Origin of the sequence: Micromonospora sp. NBC_00858 (genome assembly GCF_045207365.1) — a bacterium.
GTDB lineage: Bacteria > Actinomycetota > Actinomycetes > Mycobacteriales > Micromonosporaceae > Micromonospora.
Map to the genome: position 1 here is coordinate 2,081,994 of NZ_CP108828.1, position 24,982 is coordinate 2,106,975.

At 72.5% G+C, this 24,982-nt stretch carries 23 protein-coding genes and 1 riboswitch; of the genes, 11 read left to right on the plus strand and 12 right to left on the minus strand.

Features of this window, described 5'->3' with window-relative positions; genetic code table 11:
* The first annotated feature begins 60 nt into the window (after window positions 1-60).
* Window positions 61-321 carry a hypothetical protein gene (locus OG990_RS09800; protein ID WP_328416394.1) on the plus strand — a complete coding sequence of 87 codons (261 nt, stop codon included), beginning with the start codon at window positions 61-63 and terminating at the stop codon, window positions 319-321.
* A 145-nt stretch (window positions 322-466) separates the two neighbouring features.
* Here OG990_RS09800 and OG990_RS09805 read toward each other — a convergent pair whose 3' ends face one another.
* Window positions 467-1,903 (minus strand): glycine hydroxymethyltransferase, encoded by a 1,437-nt coding sequence (locus tag OG990_RS09805; RefSeq protein WP_406079985.1) that lies wholly within the window; start codon window positions 1,901-1,903, stop codon window positions 467-469.
* Between the two features lie 18 nt (window positions 1,904-1,921).
* Window positions 1,922-2,012: riboswitch (ZMP/ZTP riboswitch) on the minus strand.
* Between the two features lie 61 nt (window positions 2,013-2,073).
* The gene (locus OG990_RS09810; protein ID WP_406079987.1) at window positions 2,074-2,805 is read right to left on the minus strand and encodes a histidine phosphatase family protein; all 732 of its coding nucleotides are present in this window, start codon (window positions 2,803-2,805) and stop codon (window positions 2,074-2,076) included.
* Window positions 2,806-3,002: 197 nt separating this feature from the next.
* Between OG990_RS09810 and OG990_RS09815 the strand changes: the two genes are divergently transcribed.
* The gene (locus tag OG990_RS09815) at window positions 3,003-3,329 is read left to right on the plus strand and encodes a hypothetical protein (protein ID WP_355608960.1); all 327 of its coding nucleotides are present in this window, start codon (window positions 3,003-3,005) and stop codon (window positions 3,327-3,329) included.
* Between the two features lie 22 nt (window positions 3,330-3,351).
* Window positions 3,352-4,323, plus strand: coding sequence for a DNA primase small subunit domain-containing protein (locus tag OG990_RS09820; protein WP_328416402.1), 972 nt, complete (start codon window positions 3,352-3,354; stop codon window positions 4,321-4,323).
* A 28-nt stretch (window positions 4,324-4,351) separates the two neighbouring features.
* Here OG990_RS09820 and OG990_RS09825 read toward each other — a convergent pair whose 3' ends face one another.
* Both OG990_RS09825 and OG990_RS09830 read right to left on the minus strand, forming a co-directional pair.
* Window positions 4,352-6,499 (minus strand): acyltransferase family protein, encoded by a 2,148-nt coding sequence (locus OG990_RS09825; protein ID WP_406079988.1) that lies wholly within the window; start codon window positions 6,497-6,499, stop codon window positions 4,352-4,354.
* 73 nt (window positions 6,500-6,572) lie between these two features.
* Complete coding sequence (locus OG990_RS09830) at window positions 6,573-7,079, minus strand: Lrp/AsnC family transcriptional regulator (protein ID WP_386981975.1); 507 nt, start codon at window positions 7,077-7,079, stop codon at window positions 6,573-6,575.
* 106 nt (window positions 7,080-7,185) lie between these two features.
* Here OG990_RS09830 and pdhA point away from each other — a divergent pair, with 106 nt between their 5' ends.
* The 4 genes from pdhA to OG990_RS09850 all read left to right on the plus strand — a co-directional run bounded on the left by pdhA (window position 7,186) and on the right by OG990_RS09850 (window position 12,551).
* Entirely contained in the window at window positions 7,186-8,352 is a 1,167-nt protein-coding gene (gene pdhA, locus OG990_RS09835; protein ID WP_328416406.1) for a pyruvate dehydrogenase (acetyl-transferring) E1 component subunit alpha, read from the plus strand.
* On the plus strand, window positions 8,349-9,365 hold the full coding sequence (locus OG990_RS09840) for an alpha-ketoacid dehydrogenase subunit beta (protein WP_355609006.1): 1,017 nt from the start codon (window positions 8,349-8,351) through the stop codon (window positions 9,363-9,365). Before pdhA ends, OG990_RS09840 begins: the two co-directional genes overlap by 4 nt.
* A complete protein-coding gene (locus OG990_RS09845; RefSeq protein ID WP_406079990.1) occupies window positions 9,362-10,738 on the plus strand; it encodes a dihydrolipoamide acetyltransferase family protein in 1,377 nt (458 codons plus the stop codon). Before OG990_RS09840 ends, OG990_RS09845 begins: the two co-directional genes overlap by 4 nt.
* 136 nt (window positions 10,739-10,874) lie before the next feature.
* Window positions 10,875-12,551 (plus strand): right-handed parallel beta-helix repeat-containing protein, encoded by a 1,677-nt coding sequence (locus OG990_RS09850; protein WP_406079992.1) that lies wholly within the window; start codon window positions 10,875-10,877, stop codon window positions 12,549-12,551.
* A gap of 54 nt (window positions 12,552-12,605) precedes the next feature.
* On the opposite strand, the gene OG990_RS09855 is transcribed toward OG990_RS09850, so the two are convergent.
* The gene (locus OG990_RS09855; protein WP_406079994.1) at window positions 12,606-14,714 is read right to left on the minus strand and encodes a PQQ-dependent sugar dehydrogenase; all 2,109 of its coding nucleotides are present in this window, start codon (window positions 14,712-14,714) and stop codon (window positions 12,606-12,608) included.
* Between the two features lie 25 nt (window positions 14,715-14,739).
* Window positions 14,740-15,696, minus strand: a complete 957-nt coding sequence (locus OG990_RS09860; RefSeq protein WP_406079995.1) for a sugar phosphate isomerase/epimerase family protein — start codon at window positions 15,694-15,696, stop codon at window positions 14,740-14,742.
* A 669-nt stretch (window positions 15,697-16,365) separates the two neighbouring features.
* Here OG990_RS09860 and OG990_RS09865 point away from each other — a divergent pair.
* Window positions 16,366-17,625 (plus strand): Ig-like domain-containing protein, encoded by a 1,260-nt coding sequence (locus tag OG990_RS09865; RefSeq protein WP_328416416.1) that lies wholly within the window; start codon window positions 16,366-16,368, stop codon window positions 17,623-17,625.
* 72 nt (window positions 17,626-17,697) lie between these two features.
* Here OG990_RS09865 and OG990_RS09870 read toward each other — a convergent pair whose 3' ends face one another.
* Window positions 17,698-18,714, minus strand: a complete 1,017-nt coding sequence (locus OG990_RS09870; RefSeq protein ID WP_386981957.1) for an SMP-30/gluconolactonase/LRE family protein — start codon at window positions 18,712-18,714, stop codon at window positions 17,698-17,700.
* Window positions 18,715-18,998: 284 nt separating this feature from the next.
* On the opposite strand from OG990_RS09870, the gene OG990_RS09875 reads away from it, so the two are divergent.
* Window positions 18,999-19,385: an STAS domain-containing protein gene (locus OG990_RS09875; protein ID WP_355608986.1), complete on the plus strand. Its 387-nt coding sequence runs from the start codon at window positions 18,999-19,001 to the stop codon at window positions 19,383-19,385.
* Between the two features lie 177 nt (window positions 19,386-19,562).
* Here the strand turns inward: OG990_RS09875 and OG990_RS09880 are convergent, their stop codons facing one another.
* Complete coding sequence (locus OG990_RS09880; protein ID WP_328416422.1) at window positions 19,563-19,955, minus strand: FKBP-type peptidyl-prolyl cis-trans isomerase; 393 nt, start codon at window positions 19,953-19,955, stop codon at window positions 19,563-19,565.
* Between the two features lie 248 nt (window positions 19,956-20,203).
* Window positions 20,204-20,761, minus strand: a complete 558-nt coding sequence (locus OG990_RS09885) for a hypothetical protein (RefSeq protein ID WP_328416424.1) — start codon at window positions 20,759-20,761, stop codon at window positions 20,204-20,206.
* A 191-nt stretch (window positions 20,762-20,952) separates the two neighbouring features.
* Here OG990_RS09885 and OG990_RS09890 point away from each other — a divergent pair, with 191 nt between their 5' ends.
* On the plus strand, window positions 20,953-21,642 hold the full coding sequence (locus OG990_RS09890; RefSeq protein ID WP_406079998.1) for a CBS domain-containing protein: 690 nt from the start codon (window positions 20,953-20,955) through the stop codon (window positions 21,640-21,642).
* 153 nt (window positions 21,643-21,795) lie between these two features.
* Window positions 21,796-22,740 carry a TerC family protein gene (locus tag OG990_RS09895; protein WP_406079999.1) on the plus strand — a complete coding sequence of 315 codons (945 nt, stop codon included), beginning with the start codon at window positions 21,796-21,798 and terminating at the stop codon, window positions 22,738-22,740.
* 10 nt (window positions 22,741-22,750) lie between these two features.
* On the opposite strand, the gene OG990_RS09900 is transcribed toward OG990_RS09895, so the two are convergent.
* The 3 genes from OG990_RS09900 to OG990_RS09910 all read right to left on the minus strand — a co-directional run bounded on the left by OG990_RS09900 (window position 22,751) and on the right by OG990_RS09910 (window position 24,882).
* Window positions 22,751-23,476: a helical backbone metal receptor gene (locus OG990_RS09900; RefSeq protein WP_328416430.1), complete on the minus strand. Its 726-nt coding sequence runs from the start codon at window positions 23,474-23,476 to the stop codon at window positions 22,751-22,753.
* A 66-nt stretch (window positions 23,477-23,542) separates the two neighbouring features.
* Window positions 23,543-24,103, minus strand: coding sequence for a hypothetical protein (locus OG990_RS09905; RefSeq protein WP_406080001.1), 561 nt, complete (start codon window positions 24,101-24,103; stop codon window positions 23,543-23,545).
* Window positions 24,100-24,882 (minus strand): Asp23/Gls24 family envelope stress response protein, encoded by a 783-nt coding sequence (locus OG990_RS09910; RefSeq protein WP_406080002.1) that lies wholly within the window; start codon window positions 24,880-24,882, stop codon window positions 24,100-24,102. Before OG990_RS09910 ends, OG990_RS09905 begins: the two co-directional genes overlap by 4 nt.
* Between the last annotated feature and the right edge of the window lie 100 nt (window positions 24,883-24,982).

The following is a 24,982-nucleotide window of genomic DNA, read 5'->3' on the forward strand; positions in this document are numbered from 1 at the left end:
CGTTCACCGGATGGCAATGAGCGACGACCCGCCTGCCGCCGTCCTGGGTGGACGGTCATAATGGGCCGCATGGTTGCCTGGGAGTACGCCTTGCTTGTCCGCCGCTATCAGGGACAGGGCCGCAATTTTCACGTCTCGTTCATCTGGTACGGCCCGGACGGGTCACGCAAGGACATCACCGCCTACGGCGACACCGCCATCGCGCACCTCAACCGGGCCGGCCGGGAAGGCTGGGAGCTGGTCTCCGCCGCCGAGGACGTGAACAACGTCCAGGGCAGCACCGAGGTGCACCGCTACCACCTCAAGCGCCCCCTGGCCTGAGGCGCGTCCGCCCGCCGTGCACCCCCAAGCGCGATACCTCTGAGTCATCGATATGACTCAGAGGTATCGCGCTCGGCCGAGCGAGCGCCACCGACGGCGTTACCCACGGTGATCCCGGCGCGCCCGGTGCCGGCCAGTCTGAGCGTCAGGCCAGGTCGATGGCGGGGTAGAGCGGGAACGGGGTCAGCAGGTCGGTGGCCTGGCGGGCGATCTTGTCGGCCAGGGCGGGGTCGAGGGCGTACTTGGCCTTCGAGGGGGTGCCGTCGGCGTTGGCGCCGGCCGTGGTCGCGGTGAGCACGGTGTGCATCAGCTCCGCGGTCTGGTCCATCTCGGCGGTGCCCAACCCCCGGGTGGTCAGCGCCGGGGTGCCGATCCGGATGCCCGAGGTGTACCAGGCCCCGTTCGGGTCCTGCGGGACCGAGTTGCGGTTGGTGACGATGCCCGAATCCAGCAGAGCCTGCTCGGCCTGCCGGCCGGTGAGCCCGTAGCCGGACACGTCGATCAGCACCAGGTGGTTGTCGGTGCCGCCGGTGACGAGCTTCGCGCCCCGGCGCAGCAGCCCTTCCGCGAGGGCCTGCGAGTTGTCCACGATCCGCTGGGCGTAGTCGGCGAAGTCGGGGCGGCGGGCCTCGGCCAGCGCGACCGCCTTGGCGGCCATCACGTGCGGCAGCGGCCCACCGAGCACCATCGGGCAGCCCCGGTCCACCTGGTCGGCCAGCTCCGGCTGGCAGAGCACCATGCCGCCGCGCGGGCCGCGCAGCGACTTGTGGGTGGTGGTGGTGACGATGTGCGCGTGTGGCACCGGGTCGAAGTCGCCGGTGAAGACCTTGCCCGCCACCAGGCCGGCGAAGTGCGCCATGTCGACCATGAACGTGGCGCCGACCGAGTCGGCGATCTCCCGCAGGATCCGGAAGTTCACCTTCCGGGGGTACGCCGAGTAGCCGCCGACCAGGATCAGCGGCTTGAACTCGCGGGCCGCCTCGGCCACCCGGTCGTAGTCGATCAGACCGGTCGCCGGGTCGGTGCCGTAGCTGCGCTGGTCGAACATCTTGCCGGAGATGTTCGGCCGGAAGCCGTGGGTGAGGTGGCCGCCGGCGTCCAGCGACATGCCGAGCATCCGCTGGTTGCCCAACTCGCGGCGCAGCGCGAACCAGTCGGCCTCGGTGAGGTCGTTGACCTGCCGTACCTGCGCCTTCTTCAGCGCGGGGGACTCCACCCGGTCGGCCAGCACCGCCCAGAACGCCACCAGGTTGGCGTCGATGCCCGAGTGCGGCTGCACGTACGCGTGCGCGGCGCCGAACAGCTCACGGGCGTGCTCGGCGGCGAGCGCCTCGACGGTGTCGACGTTCTGGCAGCCGGCGTAGAAGCGACGCCCGACCGTGCCCTCGGCGTACTTGTCGCTGAACCAGTTGCCCATCGCCAGCAGGGTCGCCGGGGAGGCGTAGTTCTCGCTGGCGATGAGCTTGAGAGACTCCCGCTGATCGGTCAGCTCGGCGCCGATGGCGTCAGCCACCCGCGGCTCGACGGCCCGGATCACCTCAAGGGCACTCCGGAATGCGGTGGACTCGGCGTTGCGCGACATGCGACCTCCTACAGGCGTGCGGAAGGCCCAGGCGCTCGGCAAAACGTCCTCGTGACGGGGCCGCTCCCCGATGGTTCTCCATCCCCACGCGCCAGTAACGGCCCGGGCAGATCCTACCGGGTCGGCCCGGAGCAACCCGGCCGACCTCCGCGGTCGGAATCACCTTCACCTCAGACCGGCTCGGCATGGACCTCGTCCTCCCTGGTCGACTCGGCGCCCTGCTGACGCAGGTGGCCGACCTCGTTGAACCCGCCCAGGATCAGCCGGCCCTGCCCGTCGTCGAACCAGTCGGTGATCGAACAGTTGGCGATCACGCACTCCCGGGTCAGCGCCATCAGCTCCGGCTCGGTCAGCCCCTCCACCAGGTAGCGCAGCAGGAAGACCAGCGCGTCGTGGCCGAACAGCAGCACCCGCTTGCCCGCGTGGTCCCGGCGCAGGTCGCCGAGGAGCGTCCGCAGCCGCAGCGCCACATCGGTCCACGACTCTCCGCCGGGCGGCCGGTAGTAGAACTTGCCGACCCGGACCCGCCGCTCGGCCTCGTCCGGAAACCGCCGCTGCATCCCGTGAACGGTCAGGCCGTCGAGGATGCCCAGCTCACGGTCGCGCAGCCGTTCGTCGCGGCTCACCGGCACCTCCGTGCCGTGCAGCGCCAGCTCGGCGGTGGAGACCGCCCGCAGGTACGGCGAGACCACCGCCACGTCCGGGCGCCGGTCCGGGGGCAGCCCGGCGAGCCAGCGGCCGGTGGCCCGGGCCTGCTCCTCGCCAATGAGGGAGAGCGGCACGTCCGCGTCCCGATGGGTGAGCCCGATCAATTCTTCGCCCGACGCCTCGGCCCGGGTCGCCGCCACGTTCGCGGTGCTCTCCCCGTGCCGGATGATCCAGAGCGTCGCCAGTTCCGCCATGTCGGCCCCCTACCCGAGCACCGCCGGGGTAACCGTGCCGGATCGTCGCTGTGCCGGTCCGCCCGCCGGATCCGATCGGCGCTGATGGCTGTTCAGGTGTTGCGTCCGGTTCGGGACAGCGGCCCGACGGTTCGATGGGGAACAATGTCCGACCGGGGGCGGTCGGGCCGCCCCGGGACGAAGGGGTGGGGTCGGCGATGACGGTCGTCCGGGGTCTGCGGGAAGCGCTGCTGCTGTTCGTCATCGCCGCGGTTCTGGTCGCGGTCGCGACGGCGGTCTGGGTCGCGGTCGACGGCGGCGACTTCACCGGCCGACTGGGGATCGCGTTGATGGTGGTGGGCGCGCTGTTCGGGGTTACCGGCGACCTGACGCTGAGCCGCATCGGCATGCTGGGCCCCCGTGCCACGTTCGGGATCGCACCGGAGCGCGAGGAGGCCGGCGGCGGACGGGTGCTCACCGGCGTCGGCATCTTCCTCTTCGTCGGGCTGCCGCTGATCCTGGTCGGCGTCCTGCTGATCACGTGACCGCCGTCGTACCCTCAGGGGCGTGGCCACGGTGGCGGAGGAGATCCAGGTGGGAGAGCGGCTGGTCCGCGTCTCCAGCCCTGACAAGCCGTACTTCCCGGAACGCGGGCTGACCAAGCTGGACGTGGTCCGCTACTTCCTGGCGGTGGGTGACGGCATCCTGCGCGCACTGCGGGACCGGCCCACCATGCTGGAACGCTGGCCGCGCGGCGTCTTCGAGGGCGCGACCATCGCCACCCGGCAGACCAACCGGGGCGACGCGTTCTACCAGAAGCGGCTGCCGGCGGGCGCACCCGAGTGGGTGCGGACCGCGCACATCACCTTCCCCAGCGGCCGCACCGCCGACGAGGTCGCCCCGAGCGAGCTGGCCGTGGTGATCTGGGCGGCCAACCTGGGCACCCTGCGTTTCCACCCGTGGCCGGTCAGCGCCGGCGACGTGGAGCGTCCCGACCAACTGCGCATCGACCTCGACCCGATGCCCGGCGTCGGCTTCGAGCAGGTGGTGCCGGTCGCCCGGGAGGTGCGGGCGTTCCTCGCCGAGCTGGGCCTGACCGGCTACCCGAAGACCACCGGCGGGCGGGGCCTGCACGTCTACCTGTCGATCGAGCCGCGGTGGAGCTTCGGCGACTGCCGCCGGGCGGTGCTCGCGCTGGGCCGGGAGATGCAGCGCCGGCTGCCCGAGCTGGTCACCACGACCTGGTGGCGCGAGCAGCGGGACCGGCCGGTCTTCGTCGACTACAACCAGATGTCGCGGGACCACACGATGGCCTCGGCGTACTCGATCCGGCCGACGCCCAGGGCGCTGGTGTCGGCGCCGCTGGACTGGGCGGAGCTGGAGGACGCCAGGCCGGAGGACTTCGACGTGCTGTCCGTGCCGGCCCGGTTCGCCGAGCGGGGCGACCCGCACGCCGGCCTGGACGGCGACCGGCACTCGCTGGAGCCGCTGCTGGAGCTGGCCGACCGGGAAGGGCTGGAGGCCCCGCCCGAGCGGTGACCGCCCGCCCTCGGGCCTGTCGAACGGCTCAGAGTTCGGCGATCGCGGGCTTGAGCGCGGTGCCCAGTCGCGGTGCGAGGGTGGCCGAGTACGTGGCGGTCAGGTGGTGCGCGTCGCGCCAGACGAGGACGCCTCCGATGACCGGCGCGCAGCGGTTCGCGGGGCAGATCCAGTCGTTCAGGTCGATCAGGTGAACGCCGGTGAGCCCTTTCGCTGCCTCTTCCTGGGCGGGACCACCCCCGAGGCGGAGCGCAGCGGCCCGGGGTGCGGCGCACCTCGTCAGGCGTTTCAGGTTCTCGGACACGCATTCGGCGATGTCCTTCAGGTGGAGCGGGGTGTCCCGCAGCACCACCACCGGAAGCTTTTCCGCGATCAGGCTGCTCCACGTCTTCCGCAGCTCGCGGGCCATCGCGGACTGGCTCCTCGACTCCGGCTCGCCCCGGACCGGGTACACGGAGTGAGTGGTGATCAGGATGTCGGGGCGGTCCGCGCCGAGTAGTTCCGCCCGTACCCTCCTGTTCCACTCGGTGCACGACGCGTAGGGCCGGTCGTCCAGGGAGATCTCGGCCGTCAGGAAGGGGCAGCCGGACTTGGTGTAGGTGGCGAGGCGCCAGTCGTTCGTCTCCGCCGCTCCCCGCAGGGCAGGAATCCAGTGGTCCGCATGGGAGTCGCCGACGAGTGCGACCCTGGTCGTCGAATCCGGTTTCCCGTGGACGCAGGCCTTCGGGGTCGAGGAAACCAGGTCCACATGGCAGCTCGCGTTCTGGAGCGACGCGTCTTGTTTCGCCGCCAGCGGGTCGGGGGTGATCGAGGCGACCTGGTCGACGGGCGCTCCGGCGCGGCTGGTGCGGGGGGAGGAGCCGAGAGCCATGGCGCCCGGCGCGGGCGGCGGTGCCGCCTGGGTGGTGGCTCCGGGCACCTGGCCCATGATGACGGAGGTGGAGGCCGGGCCCGCCGTCGACGGGATGGCCAGCTGGAACAGCAGGCCGGCCAGCGCGGCGGCACAGGTGCAGACGGCACCGACGCGCAGGGCCGCGGGTGGCCGTGCGGTGAGAGTCGGCGACCGACGGACCGGATTCTCGATGAAGTGGTAGGTGAGCGCGGCGGGGATCGCCGAGGCGGCCACCACCGCGAGCGCGGCAACGACGCCGAGCTCACCGAAGTGCGCCTGCGCGGCGATCAGCAGCGGCCAGTGCCACAGATACAGCGAGTACGAGATCCCACCGACGTAGCGCAGCGGTTGCCGGCCCAGCAGGAGTGCGGGCCCGGCGCGGCCGGCCGCCGGGCCGAAGGCGATCACCGCGGCCGTGCCGAGGGTGGGGCCGAGCGCGGCGTACCCCGGGAAGCCGGCCTCCGTGCGGATCAGCACGGCCGACGCGCCGACGACGATCAGTCCGGCCCAGGCCAGGGGAACGGCCACCAGGCGCGGAGACCGGCTCAGCCAGGTCGCCGTGACGGCGATGGCACCGCCGAGGGCCAACTCCCACATCCGGGTCGTGGTGACGTAGTACGCCGACGGATCGGTCGGCGAGACGCGCAGCGCCCAGCCGAACGAGGGGACCGCGATCAACGCCAGCCCGAACAGGTAGAGGCCGTGGCGCCCTCGTGCCCTCCGGCGGGCGACCCAACCGAGGGCGATCAGCAGCAGCGGCCAGACCAGGTAGAACTGCTCCTCCACGGCCAGGGACCAGAAGTGCTGGGCGATGCTCGGGGCGTCGTTGGCGGCGACGTAGTCGAGGGACTGCCCGGCCATGCGCCAGTTCATCGCGTAGCACGCGCTGGCGATGACGTCCCAGGCGGTCGTGGACCAGCGGCCCCGGGGCAGGAAGTAGTAGGTCAGCACCAGAGTCGCGACGAGGACCGTCGCGGCGGCGGGAAGGAGGCGCTTGGCCCGGCGGGCGTAGAAGTCGACCAGTGAGAGCCGTCCACGTTGGTCGAGTTCGGTGAGCAGCAGGCCGGTGATGAGGAAGCCTGAGATCACGAAGAACACGTCCACACCGACGAAGCCACCGGGCAGGTGGTGTATCCCGGCGTGGCCGAGGAGCACCAGCAGCACGGCCACCGCCCGCATGCCCTCGATGTCACCGCGGAAGGACCCCGAGCCGCCCGAGGCCGGCTTCGGCGGTGTCGGCGCGGCGGCCCTGGCCTGTGTCCACATTTCTGCCGGTATAGCCACGCCGGGATAGTACGGGCGGTTAGCCGAAGAACGATGCATCTCGGCATGTCTGTCAATGTCTTCGTGTTATGGCCTACTGCCAGGGGCTCTGCGTCCCGTCGTACTCCTCGAAGACCAGCCAGGATCGCGTCGACAGCACCCCGGCGATGTGCTGCACCCGGTCCAGCACCACGTCCCGCAGGGTGGCGTTGTCCGGCGCGCGGACCAGGGCCAGCACGTCGTGCTCGCCGCTGAGCAGCGCGACGTGCTCGACGTAGCGGACCCGGGCCAGCTCCGCCGACACCTCCCGCCAGGTGTTCTGCTCGATCGTCAACGCGATGTACGCCGACGTGCCCAGCCCGGCCGCCTCGGGCGCCACCTGGGCCCGAAACCCGGTGATCACGCCGTCGCGCACCAGTCGCTCCACCCGGGCGTACGCGTTGGTGCGCGAGATGTGGATCCGCTCGGCCAGGGTGCGCACCGAGGTACGCCCGTCGCGGACCAACTCGTCGAGGATCCGCCGGTCCACCTCGTCCAGGTGCCGGGCCGATCGTCCCGATCCGGTGGTCCGGCCCGACCCGTCTCCGGCCTCCTGGCTCACCGATGCACCATTTGCATGCCAACCGTCCCGCGTTCTACCTGGATCTTGAGTCAATCATCCGACAGGCGGAAGCATAGGCCCACCACACGTCCCAGGAGGTTCCGCCGTGACGACCACTCCCCAGGCGGTCCGCAGGGCATCCCCGCGCACCCGTCGAGCGGCCACCCCGCCCGACCCGGCGCGCTCGCTGCTGCCGGACGCCGAGCCGGTCCGCCTGCTCGACCCCAGCGGCACGCCGCTGCCCACCCGCACCGACTACCCGGAGCCGCCCGCCGAGGTGCTGCGCGAGCTGTACCGGCGGATGGTGCTCGGCCGCCGGTTCGACACCCAGGCGACCGCGCTGACCAAGCAGGGCCGGCTGGCCGTCTACCCGTCCTCCCGCGGCCAGGAGGCCTGCCAGGTCGCCGCCGTGCTCGCGGTCCGCGACACCGACTGGGTCTTCCCCACCTACCGCGAATCGATGGCGCTGGTCGCCCGGGGCATCGACCCGGTCGAGGTGCTCACCCTGCTGCGCGGCGACTGGCACTGCGGCTACAACCCGGCCGCCGTGCGGACCGCGCCGCAGTGCACCCCCCTCGCCACCCAGTGCGTGCACGCCGCCGGATTGGCGCACGGCGAGGCATACCAGGGCCGCGACACCGTGGCGCTGGCCTTCATCGGCGACGGCGCGACCAGCGAGGGCGACTTCCACGAGGGGATCAACTTCGCCGCCGTGTTCAAGGCGCCGGTCGTCTACTTCGTGCAGAACAACCGGTACGCGATCAGCGTCCCGCTGTCCCGGCAGACCGCCGCGCCGTCACTGGCCTACAAGGGCGTCGGCTACGGCGTGCCCAGCGAGCAGGTCGACGGCAACGACCCGGTCGCGGTGCTCGCCGTGCTCACCCGCGCGGTGGAGCACGCCCGCGCCGGCAAGGGGCCGTTCCTGGTCGAGGCGCACACCTACCGGATGGAGCCGCACACCAACGCCGACGACGCCAGCCGCTACCGCGACGGCGCCGAGGTCGACGCCTGGCGCGACCGGGACCCGGTCACCCGCCTGGAGACCTACCTGCGGGCCCGCGGGGTGCTCGACGACGCGGCGGTCGCCGAGGTCGCCGAGCAGGCCGAGGCGTATGCGGCGGACCTGCGGACCCGGATGAACGAGCAGCCGACGGTGGACCCGCTGAGCCTCTTCGACCACGTGTACGCCGAGCCCACCCCCCAACTGGTCGAGCAGCGCGAACAGGTCCGCGCCGAGCTGGCCGCCGCCCGCGACGAGGAGGGTGACGCCTGATGGCCACCACCATGGCGAAGGCGCTCAACGCCGCGCTCGCCGACGCGCTCGCCGCCGACGACCGGGTGGTCGTCTTCGGCGAGGACGTCGGCCAGCTCGGTGGCGTCTTCCGGATCACCGACGGGCTGCAGGCGCGGTTCGGGGAGAAGCGCTGCTTCGACACCCCCCTCGCCGAGGCCGGCATCGTCGGTTTCGCCGTCGGCCTGGCCATGTCCGGGCTGCGGCCGGTGGTCGAGATGCAGTTCGACGCGTTCGCGTACCCGGCGTTCGAGCAGATCGCCTCGCACGTGGCGAAGCTGCGCAACCGGACCCGGGGCGCGCTGAGCGTGCCGATCGTCATCCGGGTGCCGTACGCCGGTGGGATCGGCGGGGTGGAGCACCACTGCGACTCGTCCGAGGCGTACTACGCGCACACCCCCGGGCTGAAGGTGGTCACCCCGGCCACCGTGGACGACGCGTACTCGCTGCTGCGGGAGGCGATCGACGACCCCGACCCGGTGGTCTTCATGGAGCCCAAGAAGCTCTACTTCGCCAGCGCCGAGGCCGAGCTGCCGGCGCGTACCGAGCCGTTCGGCCGGGCCGTCGTCCGTCGTGCCGGGCGCGACGCCACCCTGGTGGCGTACGGGCCGGCCGTGCCGGTCGCGCTGGAGGCCGCCGAGGCCGCCCGGGAGGAGGGCTGGGACCTGGAGGTCGTCGACGTCCGCACGATCGTGCCGTTCGACGACGCCACCATCACCGCCTCGGTCCGGCGCACCGGCCGGTGCGTGGTCATCCAGGAGGCGCCCGGCTTCGCCGGCGTCGGGGCGGAGATCGCCGCCCGGGTGCAGGAGCGCTGCTTCCACGCGCTGCACGCGCCGGTGCTGCGGGTGGCCGGGCTGGACATCCCGTACCCAGCGCCGATGCTGGAGCACACCCACCTGCCCGGAGTGGATCGGGTGCTCGACGCGGTGGCCCGGTTGCAGTGGGACGACCAGCCGGACCCGCGCTGGTCGGTGCAGGGCAGCGCGGCATGACCACGGTCGAGCGGACGCAGGTCTTCCTCCTGCCCGACCTGGGCGAGGGGCTGAGCGAGGCCGAGATCGTCGAGTGGCGGGTCGCCGTGGGCGACGTGGTGACGGTCGACCAGAGCGTGGTCGAGGTGGAGACCGCCAAGGCGGTCGTCGACGTGCCCTGCCCGTACGCCGGCCGGGTGGTCACCCTGCACGGCGCGGCGGGTGAGGTCCGCCCGGTCGGCCAGCCGTTGATCACGATCGCGCCGCTGGACGGCGGCGACGAGCCGGCCGGGCACGCCACCTACCGCGAGGAGGAGCGGGCCGGCTCGGGCAACGTGCTGATCGGGTACGGCACCGGGCACGGCGGGGCGACCCGGCGCCGGCGTCGGCCCCGGCTGGCGCTGGCCCCCGAGCCCACCGAGGCTGTGTCGGCCGGCGTGTCCGTCGCGAGCAGCCCGGCGGGCGGTGCCGACCGGGCCGCCAGCGGTGCCCCGGCCGGCACCACGGCGCCGGCCGTCCTGGTCATCTCGCCGATCGTCCGGCGGCTGGCCCGGGAGCGCGGCGTCGACCTGAGCACGGTGCGCGGCACCGGGCCCGGCGGCGTCATCCGTCGCGCCGACGTGGAGGCGACGCAGGCCGTGCCCGCCGCCCGGCTCGCCGCCGTGCCGGACCCGCACGTCGCGCTGACCCCGGGCGGGGACGGCGACGTGATCGTGCCGCTCACCGGCGTGCGCAAGGTGATCGCCGACAAGCTCTCCCGCAGCCGGCGGGAGATCCCCGAGGTGACCATCTGGGTCGACGTGGACGCCACCGGGCTGCTGGAGACCAGGGCCGCGATCAACGCGGCGACGCCGGACGCGCCGGTGAGCATCCTGGCCCTGCTGGCCCGGATCTGCCTCAGCGGGCTGCGCAGGTTCCCACAGCTCAACGCCCGGGTCGACACCGAGGCCCAGCGGATCGTCCAGTCCGCCGGGGTGCACCTGGGCATCGCCGCGCAGACCGACCGGGGCCTGCTGGTGCCGGTGCTGCGCGACGCCCAGCGGCTCACCACCGCCGAGCTCGCCGCCGAACTGGCGGCCACCACCACGGCGGCGCGGGCGGGCACCCTGGAGCCGGCCCGACTGACCGGTGGCACCTTCACCCTGAACAACTACGGAGTGTTCGGCGTCGACGGCTCCACGCCGATCATCAACCACCCGGAGGCGGCGCTGCTCGGGGTGGGGCGGATCGTGGACAAGCCGTGGGTGGTCGACGGGCAGCTCGCCGTCCGCAAGGTGACCCAGCTCAGCCTGACCTTCGACCATCGGGTCTGCGACGGCGGGGTGGCCGGTGGCTTCCTGCGGCACGTCGCCGACTGCGTGGAACGGCCGGCGCTGCTGATCGCCAACGTCTGACCACCGCATCCTCGACCCCGGCGCCGCACGCGGCGCCGGGGTCGACGCACCTCGGAGGTCCGGCGGACGTTTCCTGCCGTCGCCGCCGGGAAACCGGCGCACCGGAAGGCCACCCTCCCGCTGAGAGGAGCGCCCGGTGCCGCACGTTTCGCCCGTCGCCGTACGGGCCCGTCAGCCGGCCGTCGCCGGTGCGCCGTTCTACTGCGACGCCCGCGACTACGGACTCTGTGGCGACGGGGTGACGAACGACCAGCCGGCGCTCGCCGCCCTGGTGGACCGGCTCGGCGACGGCTACGCCGCCGACGGGCGGGCCCGAGTGATCTACTGCCCGCCGGGCATCTACTCGATCCGGGACGCCGGCACGGTGTGGCGCAGCGGCGTCTCGCTGATCGGTGCCGGCCCCGCCGCCACCCGGTTCCTGCTCAGCAACGTCGGGAACCGCACCGACCCGACCCCGCTGGCGTTCTGGACCACCGTGCAGCACGGCGCCGACCGGGACCGGCACATCGCCGACTGCACCTTCGCCGACTTCGAGATCGACGGGTCCGGGGTGGCGATGGCGGAGTACAACTACCTCGCCAAGGGCCTCGGCCTCCAGTACGTGGTGCGCGGCGTCTTCCGCAACCTTTACATCCACCACACGGCCGCCACCGGGCTCGGCTGCGACTTCCTCCAGGACAGCCTGATCGACGGCGTCGTGGTGGTCGGTTGCGGGCGGCTGGACAACGGCGAGCAGATGGGCGGCGCCGGGATCGGGGTGGGCATCGGCGGTTGGGGCGCGGTGGAACGGCTGACCATCGCCAACTGCACCACCATGGCAAACGGCACCAACGGGATCTTCCTGGAGTTGCAGAAGGACTACTGGTCGCCGCCGCGGGGCTACCGGATCATCGGCTGTCACAGCGAGGGCAACCGGTTCGGCATCTCCGACTGGGGTGCCGATGGGCTGATCGTCTCGGCCTGCACGATGACCGGCAACCTGGAGGCCGGCTTCGACATCTCCGCCGAGGGCACCGCCGGCGTCGCCGGGCGGGGCGGGGTGCTGACCGACTGTGTCATCGACGGCAACGGCTGCGACGGGATCAGCATGGGCAACACCCCCGGGCCGTACACCATCCGGGGTAACCGGATCAGCGGTAACGGTCGGCATGGCTACCACGGGCACGACCTGGGGCACGGCTACCAGGGCCCGGCGATGGACGTGGTGATCGAGAGCAACGAGTTCTGGGGCAACGGCCTCGACGCCGTCCGGGTGGACCGCCCGATGACCGACGCGGTGCTGCTCAACAACCGGCTGCGTAACAACGGACGGCAGTGCGGCGAGGCCGCCACCGGTGGCGGGGAGAGCGTTCGCTACAGCGAGCGGTCGATGGTGGACCGGGCCGCCCACTGGCCACACGACGGTCACCGCGGCAAGGTGCTGCGGGTCGGTAAGCGGGTCGCGATGGTGGCGGCGAACAACGACACCGAGTTGACCCTCGCTCCGGTACGCCCCGGAGCGTTCAGCGGGTGGAGCGGTGACACGCCGAAGCCGGGCACCCCGTACGAGTTGGTTGCCGCGCCGCAGACCCGGGCCGGCATCGCCATCAACGCGCACTTCGACTCTGCCACGGTCCGTGGCAACCGGATCTGGGACAACCACGACGACCAGACCCAGACCCACGGGTTGTGGATCACCGGGCGGGGTAGCTGCGTGGCCTGCCGGGTGGAGGACAACGACCTGGCCGGCAACGGCGCCGGCGGGATGCGGCTCGACACCCCACCGGTCGGTGGGCGCTGGAGTGGTAACCACGACGAGCACGACTGGAGTTGAGCCCTCGCGCGTCGGCGGCGGCGACCCGACCGGGCCGCCGCCGCCGACGGGCGGTCAGCCGGCCAGGCCGGCCACCGGGTCAGGATCCAGCACGACGGTCGCCGTGCCGGTCTGCGGCGGCACACCGGGCTCGGTCGGCGCGTCGGTGTACTCCGCGACGAAGACCGCGGTGAGGTTGTCCGCCCCGCCGTGCCCACCGTCCACGAAGGTGGCGATGGTCCCGGCGCACCCGGTCGCCGAGGAGAGCGGGTGCCCGTGCTCGTCGTGGCCGAGCACGTAGGTGACCTTCACCCGGGAGCAGTCCACCGGCAGGTCGTCGGTGACCTTAACCTGGTACGCGACCGTCTGCCCGAACTGGAAGGGCTGCCCGGCCACCGGGGTGACGAACTCGACGATCGGCGCGCGCGGCCCGACCAGCAGCGGCAAAGTCGCCGCCGCGGAGCGTCCGGTGCGGTCGGTCACCTTCACCGTGGGGGTGTACGAACCGTTCTCCTGGAAGGTCCAGGTCGGGTTCGGGTCGGTGCTGTCCACCGAACCGTCCGCGTTGAAGTCCCACGCGTAGCGCAGCGGGTCACCGTCCGGGTCGGTGGTGCCGGCGCTGGAGAAGGCGACGGTCAGCGGCGCCTGCCCGGCGGTCGGGTCCGCGCTGATCTTCGGGATCGGCGTCCGGTTGCCCCGGACGAAGTCGATCCGGGACAGCTGGGCGTCCGGGTTCTCGGCGAAGTAGCCGTCGCCGTACTCCAGCACGTAGAGCGCGCCGTCCGGCCCGAACTCCATGTCCATCGGGTTGTCCACCACCAGGGAGGGCACCACCGGACGGATGTCCTTCACGTCGCCGTCGGAGTCGAGCCGGAACTCCTTGATGTAGTCCCGGGTCCACTCGTAGAACAGCGGCACCCGGTCGTAGTAGGCCGGCCACCGGGTGCGGGAGGTGCTGGACCCGTCGTAGTCGTACGCCGGGCCGCCCATCGGCCCGATGCCACCGGTGCCCAGCTGGGGGAACTCCCCGGAGGCGGCGGACGGGTACCAGACCTCCGGCTGCTCGACCGGCGGCAGTTGCCGCTTGCCGGTGTTGTGGGGTGAGTCGTTGACCGGGCGCTTGCAGTCGAACTTCGCCCCGGACTCGCCGGTGGCGAAGTCGTAGTCGCGGTAGGCGATCGTCGGCGTCACGCAGTACGGCCAGCCGTAGTTCGCCGGCTTGTCGATCTGCATCCACCGGCCGTGCCCGGCCGGCCCCCGCGCGGGGTTGGACGACGAGGCGTCCGGGGAGTAGTCGGCCAGGTAGACGTTGTCGGTACGCCGGTCGACGGCGAACCGGAACGCGTTGCGCAGCCCCATCGCGTAGATCTCCGGGCGCGTCTTCGCGGTCCCCGGCTTGAACAGGTTGCCAGCCGGCACCGTGTAGCCACCGCCGGGCTTCACCCGGATGCGCAGCAGTTTGCCGCGCAGGTCGTTGGTGTTGGCGGAGGTGCGCTGGGCGTCGAACGCCGGGTTGCGGTCGGCCCGCTCGTCGATCGGAATGAAGCCGTCTGAGAAGAACGGGTTCGTGTCGTCGCCGGTGGACAGGTACAGGTTGCCCTTGCCGTCAAAGTCGATCTGGCCGCCGACGTGGCAGCAGATGCCCCGATCGGTGGGCACGTCGATGATCTGCTGCTCGGTGCTGAGGTTCAGCCGCATCCCGTCCAGCTTGAACCGGGACAGCCGGAGCGCGCCCCGGAACCGCTGCCAGTCCGCCTCGGTGCCGACCATCGGCGCGTCACCCTCGTTGACGTCGGGGGTGGCCGGGTCGTCCACCGGGGTGTTCAGGGGCGGCGAGTAGTAGAGGTAGACCCACTTGTTCTTGGCGAAGTCCGGGTCGATGGCGACCCCCTGCAGCCCTTCCTCGTCGTGCTCGTACACCGGGATGTCGGCGGCCAGGGTGTTCAGCCCGGTGCGCGGGTCGTGGATGCGCACCTCGCCGGTGCGGGAGGTGTGCAGCACCCGCAGGTCGGGCAGGACGGCGAGACTCATCGGCTCGCCCGGGAAGTCGTTCAGTGTCACCTTCTGGAAGCTGCTGTCCGGCGGCGCGGCGGCCGGCGCGGGCGCGGCGGTCGCGGCTGTCGGTGGTGCGGCCAGGCCGGCCGTCACCAGCAGCAGGGCGGACACGAATGCGGTCCTGTTCATCAGGTCGTCCCCCGAGGAGTGGTGGTCAGTACCGGAGTGAGGCGAGATAGTCGAAGCCGACCCGGGCGGTGTCCAGGGCGTCAGCGGGGGCGCGCGGCGGGGTGCCCGCATCGTCGCGTTCCACGATGTACTCCTCGATGCCAGCCTCCCGCTCGTGGGCGAAGATCCGGCCGAAGTCGATGACGCCGTCCCCGAGATCGGCGAAGCCGCCCTCGACGTCGAGGTCCTTGACGTGCACCTGGCGGATCCGGCCGCGGTTGGCCCGGATCACGTCAACCGGGTCGTGTGCCCCGCGCCAGGTCCAGTAGAGGTCGAGTTCGAAGTGGACCAGCCGCGGGTCGGTCTGCCCGGTGAGGATGTCGAAGCCGGTGGAGCCGTCGGTCAGTGGCACGAACTCCAGTTGGTGGTTGTGGTAGCCGAAGTCCAGCCCGGCGCGCTCGGCGAGCCGGCCGGCCTGGTTCAGGTCCCGGGCCAGGGCGCGGTAGACGGCCGGGTCCCGGATCGGCTGCCCGTTGGCGTCTCGACCGAAGTACGGGTGGACGATCTTCTTGCTGCCCACCACGTTCGCGTCGGCGAGGGCACGTTCCCAGGCGCCGGCGTCGAACGGTTGCGGGATGCCGGTGTGCCCGGAGGTGGACCGCAGCCCTGCCGCGTCCAGTGCGGCCCGGAACTGCGCGGCGGTACGCCCGACGAAGCCGGCGTGCTCCACCCGCCGGTAGCCGATCCGGCGCAACGCGGCCAGGGTGCCGGGCAGGTCGGCGGCGAGCTGGTCGCGCACCGTGTAGAGCTGGATGCTGATCCGGTCCACCGGCACCCGGCGTCGGCCGTTGGAGTGCCCGGCCGACGCGGCGGTGGCCGTGCCGGCGAGCAGGCCGGCGGTGCCGAGGGCTGCGGCGGAGACGGTCGCGGCGCGGAGCACACCGCGCCGGCTGACCGGCCCGGAGACCGGTAACGGCTCCGCCTGGGTTGTCTGTTGATCCATGGTGGTGGTCCCTTCCTGACGGCTGGCACGCCGTCGGCGGCAGTCGACCGGCTGCCGCCTCCGGGCGCGCCGAACCGGCCGGATCAGGGATCCGGCGGGGACGTGACGGACGGCGCGCGGGTGCGGCCCGGACCCATCAGGAGCGGAACGCGGCGACCCGGCAGAGGTCGGCGGCAGGCTGATCGACGAATGGGCAACCTTCTATCTGAATCGCGACCCTACCCTTGCCTCCGGACGAAGGCAAAGCTTCGCCCCGATCAGCAGAAGTTTCGCTCCAGACAACAAAAGCCTGCCCTGGCGCTGCGCCACCGCCCTGACCTCCCTCGCTCCCCGTGGGGCAAGCCGCTCCGTGCCGGACCACCCTCCGAGCCGAGACCGCGCCGATTCCTGCCCGGTCATTACGGGGCGAAAGCCGCGCAACTGCGGCAGAAAGTGCAAGCCCGCCGTGGTGAGGGCCGGACGGGACGTTGTGGGGCGGGTGGGTCGGGGTCGGTCGGACCGGTGCGCGGCGCGCAGGGGGGACCTGTCGTGTCTTTGTTTCGACAAGCGGCGCATTGCTGCGGAAAATGCGCCGATAAATGCGACGCCGATTATTTCCGAATGGCATGAGCACGCCAGTCGCGGCGGCGAGAATGTGGCAGAGGGAAGCCGAAAACGGGGGGACTGAACATGACGTTGAGGCGGCGATTGACGCTGTTGGCGGTAACCATCGCAGCCGTACCGCTGGCTGTCGGCGGGTGCACTGCCGACCGGGACCCGTCGGGCAAGGGGCACGCCGCCCCGCCGGAACTCACCGTGACGCCAGGGGACAAGGCCCGCGAGGTGCCGGTCAGCGCCGAGGTGGGCACTGCGGTCAAGGGCGGACGGGTCACCGGCGTCAAGCTCACGGACGACAAGGGCAAGCAGGTCAAGGCGGAGCCGCGGGAGGATGGCTCGGGCTGGGTGCCGAGCACGCCGTTGCAACCGAAGCGGACCTACACCGCCGAGGTGACCGCGACCGGCGACTCGGGTGCCACGACGACCCGCACGTCGACATTCACCACCATGGCCAAATCCACCAAACCGCAGATCACCAGCACCCTCTATTTCGTCGGCAACCGGACGTACGGCACCGCGATGCCGGTAACCGTGGCGTTTGACCCGGGAATTCCGAAAGAGGCCAGGGCGGACGTCCAGCGTCGGTTGTTCGTAAAGACGAATCCGCCCCAGCCGGGTGCCTGGTCGTGGCTGGAGGACGGAAGTCAGGTCTATTACCGGGCACCCGATTTCTGGCGGCCGGGGACCACGATCAGCGTCCGGGCCGGCCTGCAGGGACTGCCGATCGGCAAGGACAAGATCGGCGACGCCGAGCGGACCGCGACCTCCAAGATCGGGAAACAGGTCGCGCTGGAGATCGACAACGACACCAAGCAGATGACCGTGCTGCGCGACGGGAAGCAGGTCCGCCGGATCCCGGTCAGCCTGGGCAAGCCGAGCACGCCGACCTCCAGCGGCAAGATGGTGATCATGGAGAAGCACGAGCGGACCACGTTCGACACCCGCGGTGAGCCGGACGGGGGCTACGTGGTCGACGTCGACGACGCCCAGCGACTCACCTGGGGTGGCGAGTTCATCCACTCGGCCCCCTGGTCGGAGGGCGACCAGGGCAGCACCAACGTCTCGCACGGGTGCACGAACGTCGCCGCCACCGCGGCGGACTGGTTGATGGGTGTGACCCAGGTCGGCGACCTGGTCACCGTGAAGGGCACCGAGGTGGAGTTGCAGGCCGGCAACGGCTGGACGGCGTGGAACGTGAGCTGGGACGAGTTCATCCGGGGCAGCGCCCTGCCGGTGCCGGCCGGGCTGCGGCCCGCACCGGTCGCCCCGGCGCACCCGGGCGCGGTGGCCGGCGGGTCACCCGCACCGGCGCCCTCGGTCAGCGGTCGCTGAGACACCACAGACGGCCTCCGGGGCCGGCCCGCCGACTCGGCAGGTCGGCCCCGGCCGGCTTTCGGCGGGCGCTCAGTCCAGCGGTACCCGGGCCACCCCGGGCCCGATCAGGCTGCCCAACCAGAGCTGGTCGCCGTGCTGGCGTACCCCGGTGATCATCCAGTAGTGCCCGGCCGGGCCGTGCAGCGTACGGAGGATCACGCCCGCGCCGTCGACCAGCGCGACCAGCCCGTAGCGCTTCGGTTGTGGCTGCATCGCGTCGGGCAGCAACGCGGCGATCTGGCGTAGGCGAGGGTGCGGCAGGAGCCGCTCGGCGATCGGGACCCGCGGGCTGGGTAGCGCGATCCAGTACGTCCCGTCACCCACCGCGGAGAGATTGTCCGGATAGGCGGGCAGGTCGGCGAGCACTCGCACCCCGCCGCCCAGCTCGACGCGGAGCAGCCGGTGGGTGGTGGTCTCCACCAGCATCAGCGCCGACTCGTCCGGGGTCAGCGCGATCCCGTTGGGGAAGTACAGCCCGTCGGCCACCACCTCGGTGCGCCCGCTGCCCGGGTGGTGGGCCAGCACCCGGCCGTTGGGGCGGTGCTCCAGCAGGTCCCGCTTCCAGTGCGAGACAGGAAACCGATCGGAGGAGTCGGTGAAGTAGATGGTGCCGTCGCGGGCCACCGTCGCGTTGTTGGCCAGGTGCACCGGCGGTGCCGTCCCGGTCAGCTCGTGTACGGCGCCGTCCGGTGTGACCCGTAGCAACCCGCGGTACGCGTCACATACCACCAGCGCCTCACCGGACGGGTCCAACTCGATGCCGAGCGGTCGGCCGCCGGTCTCCGCCAGCAGCCGGGGTCGGGTGCCGGCCCGCGCGTCGGCCGGCCACCACCAGAGCCGGCCATCCTCGTCGCCGCTGATCACCCGTCCGGTCGGGTCGACCAGTACGTCCTCCGGGCCGACGGCGCCGTCGGGCAACGGCAGCAGGTCGACCTGGTCGAGCCGGCGGTCGATGGCGGCCCACGCTCCGGTGAGCGGGGGAGGGACGGTGGCCGGCTCGCGGACGGGCCGGATGAGCCGGGGCGGCCGGGGCCGGGGGATCAGCATCGTCCCATTCTCCACCGCCGATGCCCGGCCGACCGGGAGCACCGCCGCGGCGCGGCGCGCCGGCCGTCGCCGAGCACGCCTCGGACTCCCGTTGGCCGGCGCGCCCGCCGGGTGGCGTGGGGTGCCTGCAGCCGTGCGTCCCCCGCAGGCCAGCGGGACCAAGGGGGCACCCTGGCCTCCGCCCTTAGGGGGAGGCGGGTGCCCTCCGGGGATGACCCTGGGCGTACCCGGAATCACTCGGTGGAGGGGCGAAACTGTCGGTGGTGGGGGCTAGATTCGTCGGTATGGGAGAGCACAGCGACCGGTTGGACGTGCAGGTCAGCGTGGGTGACCAGGTGGTCCAGGTGCGGGTGGCCGGCGAGGTCGACATCGCCACGGTGGCCGCGTTCCGGTCCGCGCTGTGGTCCGCGCCGGCCCGTCCGGTGCTCCGGCTGGAGATGTCCGAGTTGCGGCTGCTCTCCGCCGCCGGGGTGCGCACCCTGCTCGCCGCGCACCTGCGCGTCCGGGCACGTGGCGGCGAGCTGGTCCTGGTCGATCCGACCCCGGTGGTGGCCCGGGTGCTGCGCGCCACCGGTCTGCACCGGGTGATGCCGGTGTTGGAGCCGGCCCGGGTTGTCGAGGCCGAGCGACGCCGGATGCCCCCGGCCTCGACCCTGGTGCTGGCCGCCTGACCATCGCCGCCGGGCCAGGGCACCGCGCGGCCGTCCGCCCCACCAGACCATGACCACCGGACCGCACCGGACCGTGGCACCGGGACCGCACCGGACCGTGGCCACCCGGCCTTCCTCAGGCCCTGATGGACGGGCCGAGCGGGGCCGCCGGCGTGGGCCGGCGACCCCCACGTTCCGTCAACGCACGTCGAGCAGGTCGACGACGAAGATCAGCGTCTCGCCCGGCTTGATGACGCCGGCCGCGCCGCGGTCGCCGTACCCCAGGTGCGGCGGGATGGTGAGGCGGCGCCGGCCGCCGACGCGCATGCCGATCACGCCCTGGTCCCAGCCGGCGATGACCTGGCCGCCGCCGAGCGGGAACTCGAACGCCTCACCCCGGTTCCAGGACGAGTCGAACTCGCCGCCGGTGGAGTGCGACACGCCCACGTAGTGCACGCTGGCCAGTTGGCCCGGCTCGGCCTGCGGGCCCTCGCCCACGGTGATGTCCTCGATCACGAGGTCGGCCGGCGGCGCACCCTCGATCGGACCCACCTCGGGCTTGCCGGATCGGGCGCCTGCTGCCTGGTTCATGCGGGGATCTCCTGCCGTGCTGGGTGATGTGTCCGGTCACCGTCGATCCTGCCGGATCGCACCCCACCGATGTGCGGCGGACCCGCCACCTGGCCCGAGAGCGTTTTGGCGGAACCCGCTGCCGGCGGGCGGCACCCCCGGCGGAACGGCGCGACCCGCCGGGCGCACGGGGCGGCGGCGGGTCGGGCACACGTGTGTCGGCGGGCGTCACCGGTGGTGACGCCCGCCGAGGGGTGAAGCGGTGTGGGTCACCGCAGCCAGGGCATCCGCTGGACGATCGGCAGCCGTGCCCAGACCCGGCCGAGGCCCCAGGTGTCGCCGGCGTTGACCAGCGCCAGCACCGCCAGCACCGCGGCGTAGATCAGGTGGTCGTCCATGAAGGGGTTGTTCTCCGGAGGCAGGACCGCGGTCCACATCATGACCAGGAGCAGTCCGCCGGCCACGGCGGCGACCCGCATGCCGATACCGAGCAGCAGGGCGACACCGATCCCGGCCAGGCCGATCATGAACAGCCAGTCCGCCCAGGCTGCCCCGGCGATGTTGGCGTAGATGTCCTTGAACGGTCCGGTCACGCCGAAGGTGAGGAACCCCTTGGTGGGGCTGCCCCCGTTGATCCAGGCGTTCTTCGACTCGGTGGCCATCCCGAAGCCGAACAGCTTGTCGATGAACGCCCAGAGGAAGATCCAGCCGAGCGCCATCCGGGTGCCGGCCAGGATGTACCGGACGGCCCTCTCCCGGGTGGTGCCCGCCGCCGGAGCGTTGGTCTCGGCGGTGATCCGCTCGGTCGTCGCGGTCATGGTCTCCACGTCCCTTCTCTGCCTCGCACCGCGCTTCTCGGTGGCATCTCAAGTGGACACCCGTCGCACTGTCGGGCAGCAGGGCCGACGGACCGCAAAGGCCCGGGACCTTGGACCCCCCACGGCGCGGTCCGGCGACCCTGACCGTGACCGTCGGTCGGTCGTAGCGTCCGAGGTGGAGTTACGAAAGGGAGGCCGTGATGAGGACCTGGCAGGTGGGCGACGTGATGACCCGGGAGGTCGTGACCGTGGTGGCGGACACCCCGTACCGGGAGATGGTCGACCTGTTGCTGCGCCGCGGCGTGAGCGCGGTGCCGGTGATCGACGGGTTCCGCCGGGTGCTGGGCGTGGTGTCCGAGGCGGACCTGCTGCACCGCATCGAGCGCGCCGGCGAGCCGGCGCAGCGTCGGATCTTCGAGAGCCGCCGACAGCGCGACGCGCGGGGCAAGAGCGAGGCGTTGCTGGCCCGCGATCTGATGACCGCGCCAGCGGTCACCACGTGCCCGCAGGCGTCGTTGCCGGCCGCCGCCCGGCTGCTGGATCACGAACAGGTCAAGCGGCTGCCGGTGCTGGACGACCTGGGTCGGCTGGTCGGCATCGTCAGCCGCGCCGACCTGCTGCGGGTGCACCTGCGCTCGGACGCCGAGATCCGCGAGGACGTGGTGCAGGAAGTGCTGCGTCGGGTGCTCGCGGTGCGGGACGGTCTGGTCACCGTCGAGGTCCGCCATGGCGAGGTCACCCTGGCGGGCCGGCTGGACCGCCGCTCCGCCGTCGACCTCGCCGGCCGGCTCGCGGCTCAGGTCAGTGGCGTCGTGCAGGTGACCAACTCGATCGGTTACGACGCCGATGACACCGTTCACGATCCGACGCAGGTGATGCCGGTCGCCTGATCATCGCCGCCGGCCCGGCGGCCGGCGCGCCGGCCGCCGGGGCATCGACTTCGCCGGAGCGACTTCGCCGGATCGGCCGCTCGCCTAGGCTCGGGAGCGGCCGGCCGGCGGGGCAGCGCGGCGGTGCACAGTGGTCGACGCGGGGGGCGCCGGGTGGACGAGGCGACGGTCGCGGTGCCGCTGTGGGCCTGGGCGGCGGTCGGCGCGGTGATCGCCGTGATGCTCGCGATCGACGTGCTCATGCACCGGGACAGCCACGTCATCGAGCTGCGCGAGGCGGTGGTCTGGAGTGCTGTCTGGATCAGCGCCGGCCTGCTGTTCGGGCTGGTCGTCTGGTTCGGCCTGGGCGGCGAGCCGGCCAGCGCCTACTTCTCCGGCTATCTGCTGGAGAAGGCGCTCTCGGTGGACAACGTCTTCGTCTTCGCCCTGATCTTCGGCTATTTCCGAGTCCCGCCGGGCTACCAGCACAAGGTGCTGTTCTGGGGCGTGGTGGGCGCGCTCGTGTTCCGGCTGCTGTTCATCCTCGCCGGTGCCGAGCTGCTGGACCGGCTCAGCTGGGCCGCGTTCGTGCTGGGTGCCTTCCTGGTCTGGACCGGCTGGCGGCTGGCCGTGCGCGGGAAGCCGGACGTGGACCCGGAGCGCAACCTGGTGGTCCGGCTGTTCCGGCGGGTGGTACCCACCGACGCCCAGTACCACGGCGACCGGTTCACCACCCGGGTCGCCGGCCGGCGCCAGGCCACCCTGCTGCTGGTGACGCTGGTCGCCATCGAGGCCACCGACGTGGTGTTCGCCATCGACTCGGTGGCGGCGATCCTCGCCATCACCACCAACACCTTCCTGGTCTGGACAGCCACCGCGTTCGCCGTGCTGGGGCTGCGCAGCCTCTACTTCTGCCTCGCCGGCCTGCTGCGGCACTTCGGTTACCTGCGCTACGGGCTGGCCCTGCTGCTGGCCTTCGCGGGCGTCAAGCTGATCCTGGCCGAGACGCCGGTGGGCAAGCTGCCGGTCTGGTTGACCCTCGCGGTGGTGGTGCTGATCCTGGCCGTCTCCATCGCGGCCAGCATCCGGGCCATCCGGCGCGGTCGCGACGTCGCCTGACCCGCCGCGGTCAGCCGGCCAGCACGGGCCGGGACAGCTGGTCGGCCAGCAGTGTGGGCGCCTCGGCCAGCGACGGGCCGTACCAGGTGAGGTGTCGTCCGGAGAGCAGGGCGCACGGTACGCCCGGAAACGCGTCCGGCCCGTCGTCGGCCGTGAACCGGTACGGCTCGTCGGGCAGCACCACCAGCTCCGGCTTGCGCTCACGCAGCTCGGCCAGGCTCGGGCGGGGATAGCGCTCGGGCTGCTGGTCGTACGCGTTGACCACGCCGAGCCGGCGGAGCACGTCGCTGGCGAACGTGTCGTCGGCGAGCACCACCCAGGGTCGACGCCAGACCGGCACCACCGCCCGGCGGGGCGGCGCGAGCCGGGGCGGATCCGCCCATGCCCGCCGGGCCGCCCGCAGCCAGGTCGGCTCCGCCGGCGCACCCAGCTCGGCCAGCAGTTCGGCCAGTTCGGTCAACGCCCCGGAGACGGTACGTGGATAGGTGACCCGCACCGGCACACCGGCCGCCCGCAGCGCCTCCGCGTCGACCCGGCGGTTCTCCTCCACGTTCAGCAGCACCAGGTCCGGCCGCAGTGCCCGGACCCGGTCCAGGTCCGGGTACTTGGTGCCGCCGACCCGGGCGACGTCCAGCCCGGCCGGGTGGCTGCACCAGTCGGTGGCCCCGACCAGCACCCCCGGCAGGGTCAGCGCCACCGCCTCGGTCAGCGACGGCACCAGCGACACCACCCGCACCCCGCACACCTCCGTCCGCCACCCGTCCCGGTAGCGATCATGCCGGGTGGCGCGGCGCAGCGCGGGTCAGGGGCGGCCGGGCTCGATCCGGGCGGTCACGTCGAGGTGTGCCGGTTGGCAGTCGGCGGTCGTTGCGAACCGGCGGACCGCGGCGTGGATGTGCTCGCGTACGCCGGCGGCCCCGGCGTCGGAGGTCATGTCCACCCGGATCCACACGTCGGGGCGCGGTGGTGCGCCGGTGAGCATCACCTGGGCGCGGCGTACACCGGGGTTGCCGGTCAGGTCGCGTTCCAGCGCGTGGGCGAGGACCTCGGCGGCCAGTCGGGTACGGCCGGGCCGGTGCCCGGCGTGGCTCAGTGTGCCCCGCAGTGCCCGGCCGGGCCGGCGCAGTTCCCGGTCCAGCAGGCGCTGCCCGGAGAGGGCGACCAGCACTCCGGCCACCGCCGCGGCCAGGGTGCTCCACGGCGCTGCCAGTCGCCACCGGTCCAGCAGCCCGGCGCCGAGCAGTACCGCACCGGGATCACCGCCGGGCAGCACGCCGAAGCTGACGGCAAGCGCCGCCGCTCCGCTCGCCACCAGCAGCAGCGCGATGATGGTCCACAGCAGTCGGTGTGCGGCGTCGGTCATGCGGGCCGCCCTCCGGGCAGCAACCGGACCTCGATCCGGCCGGTGCGCTGCGCGGCGAGTCGGTGTAGCTCCTGGTGCACCGCGAACTCGACTTCGGCGCGGGTCGCCGGGTCGCCGCTGGCGCGCACCCGGGGGCGCCACTGGTCGCCGTGCCGGCGGACGCGCACGCGGGCCCGGTGGACGCCCGGCACGGCACGCGCCGCGTCGGCCAGCCGGCGCTCCACACAGCGGCGGTGCAGGTACCAGCCGTCCCGCTCGTCGATGCGCAGCCGGACCGGCGTCCAGCGGCGCAACTGGGCGATCAGGATGGACAGCCCGAGCAGCAACGCCGCGCCGGCCATCGCCCGGACCGTCGGGTCGCGCCACTGGGTGTTGGTCAGCGCGTCGTACCCGCCGGTCCGGGGGAACAGCGGCGCCGGGCGATCCAGCGTGACCAGCAGCGCCTGTACGGCCAGCAGCGCGCCGCCGGCGAGCAGGGCGGCGGCCAGTAGCAGCGAGGCGATCCGGTTGGCGGTCCGCATGTCCGCCTCCGGCCGTCTGGCCGGTCGCCCTGTCCCGGCGCCGTCCGCGCCGGGGACGAGCAGGTCGTCCACCGTGACGGTCACCGCGGCCACGGCGAGCCCGGTGCCGGCGGATACCCGGTCGGCGACCGCCCTCCGGACCGCCTCGGCGACGGCGGGCACGCTGTGCCCGTACGAGGTGACCAGGTGCAGGTCGAGGCCCACGGACCGGTCGGCCAGGCGGACGGCGGCCGGGTGTACGCCGGATACGCCCGGCACCCGGCCGGCCGCGTCGACCGCGATCCGCGCGACGTCTGGCGCCCCGACGGCGCCCCGTTCTCGCCGGTTCGCGCCAACGCGCGGGCTGCTCCCGGTGCTT

Bases quoted from the DNA above. Each gene is read 5' to 3' on its own strand.
- OG990_RS09810 (WP_406079987.1), bottom strand. From the start codon at position 2,805: ATGGCGGAACTGGCGACGCTCTGGATCATCCGGCACGGGGAGAGCACC.
- OG990_RS09865 (WP_328416416.1), top strand. From the start codon at position 16,366: ATGACGTTGAGGCGGCGATTGACGCTGTTGGCGGTAACCATCGCAGCC.
- OG990_RS09800 (WP_328416394.1), top strand. From the start codon at position 61: ATGGGCCGCATGGTTGCCTGGGAGTACGCCTTGCTTGTCCGCCGCTAT.
- OG990_RS09815 (WP_355608960.1), top strand. From the start codon at position 3,003: ATGACGGTCGTCCGGGGTCTGCGGGAAGCGCTGCTGCTGTTCGTCATC.
- OG990_RS09870 (WP_386981957.1), bottom strand. From the start codon at position 18,714: ATGCTGATCCCCCGGCCCCGGCCGCCCCGGCTCATCCGGCCCGTCCGC.
- OG990_RS09880 (WP_328416422.1), bottom strand. From the start codon at position 19,955: ATGAACCAGGCAGCAGGCGCCCGATCCGGCAAGCCCGAGGTGGGTCCG.
- OG990_RS09845 (WP_406079990.1), top strand. From the start codon at position 9,362: ATGACCACGGTCGAGCGGACGCAGGTCTTCCTCCTGCCCGACCTGGGC.
- OG990_RS09875 (WP_355608986.1), top strand. From the start codon at position 18,999: ATGGGAGAGCACAGCGACCGGTTGGACGTGCAGGTCAGCGTGGGTGAC.
- OG990_RS09860 (WP_406079995.1), bottom strand. From the start codon at position 15,696: ATGGATCAACAGACAACCCAGGCGGAGCCGTTACCGGTCTCCGGGCCG.
- OG990_RS09805 (WP_406079985.1), bottom strand. From the start codon at position 1,903: ATGTCGCGCAACGCCGAGTCCACCGCATTCCGGAGTGCCCTTGAGGTG.
- OG990_RS09855 (WP_406079994.1), bottom strand. From the start codon at position 14,714: ATGAACAGGACCGCATTCGTGTCCGCCCTGCTGCTGGTGACGGCCGGC.
- OG990_RS09905 (WP_406080001.1), bottom strand. From the start codon at position 24,103: ATGACCGACGCCGCACACCGACTGCTGTGGACCATCATCGCGCTGCTG.
- OG990_RS09890 (WP_406079998.1), top strand. From the start codon at position 20,953: ATGAGGACCTGGCAGGTGGGCGACGTGATGACCCGGGAGGTCGTGACC.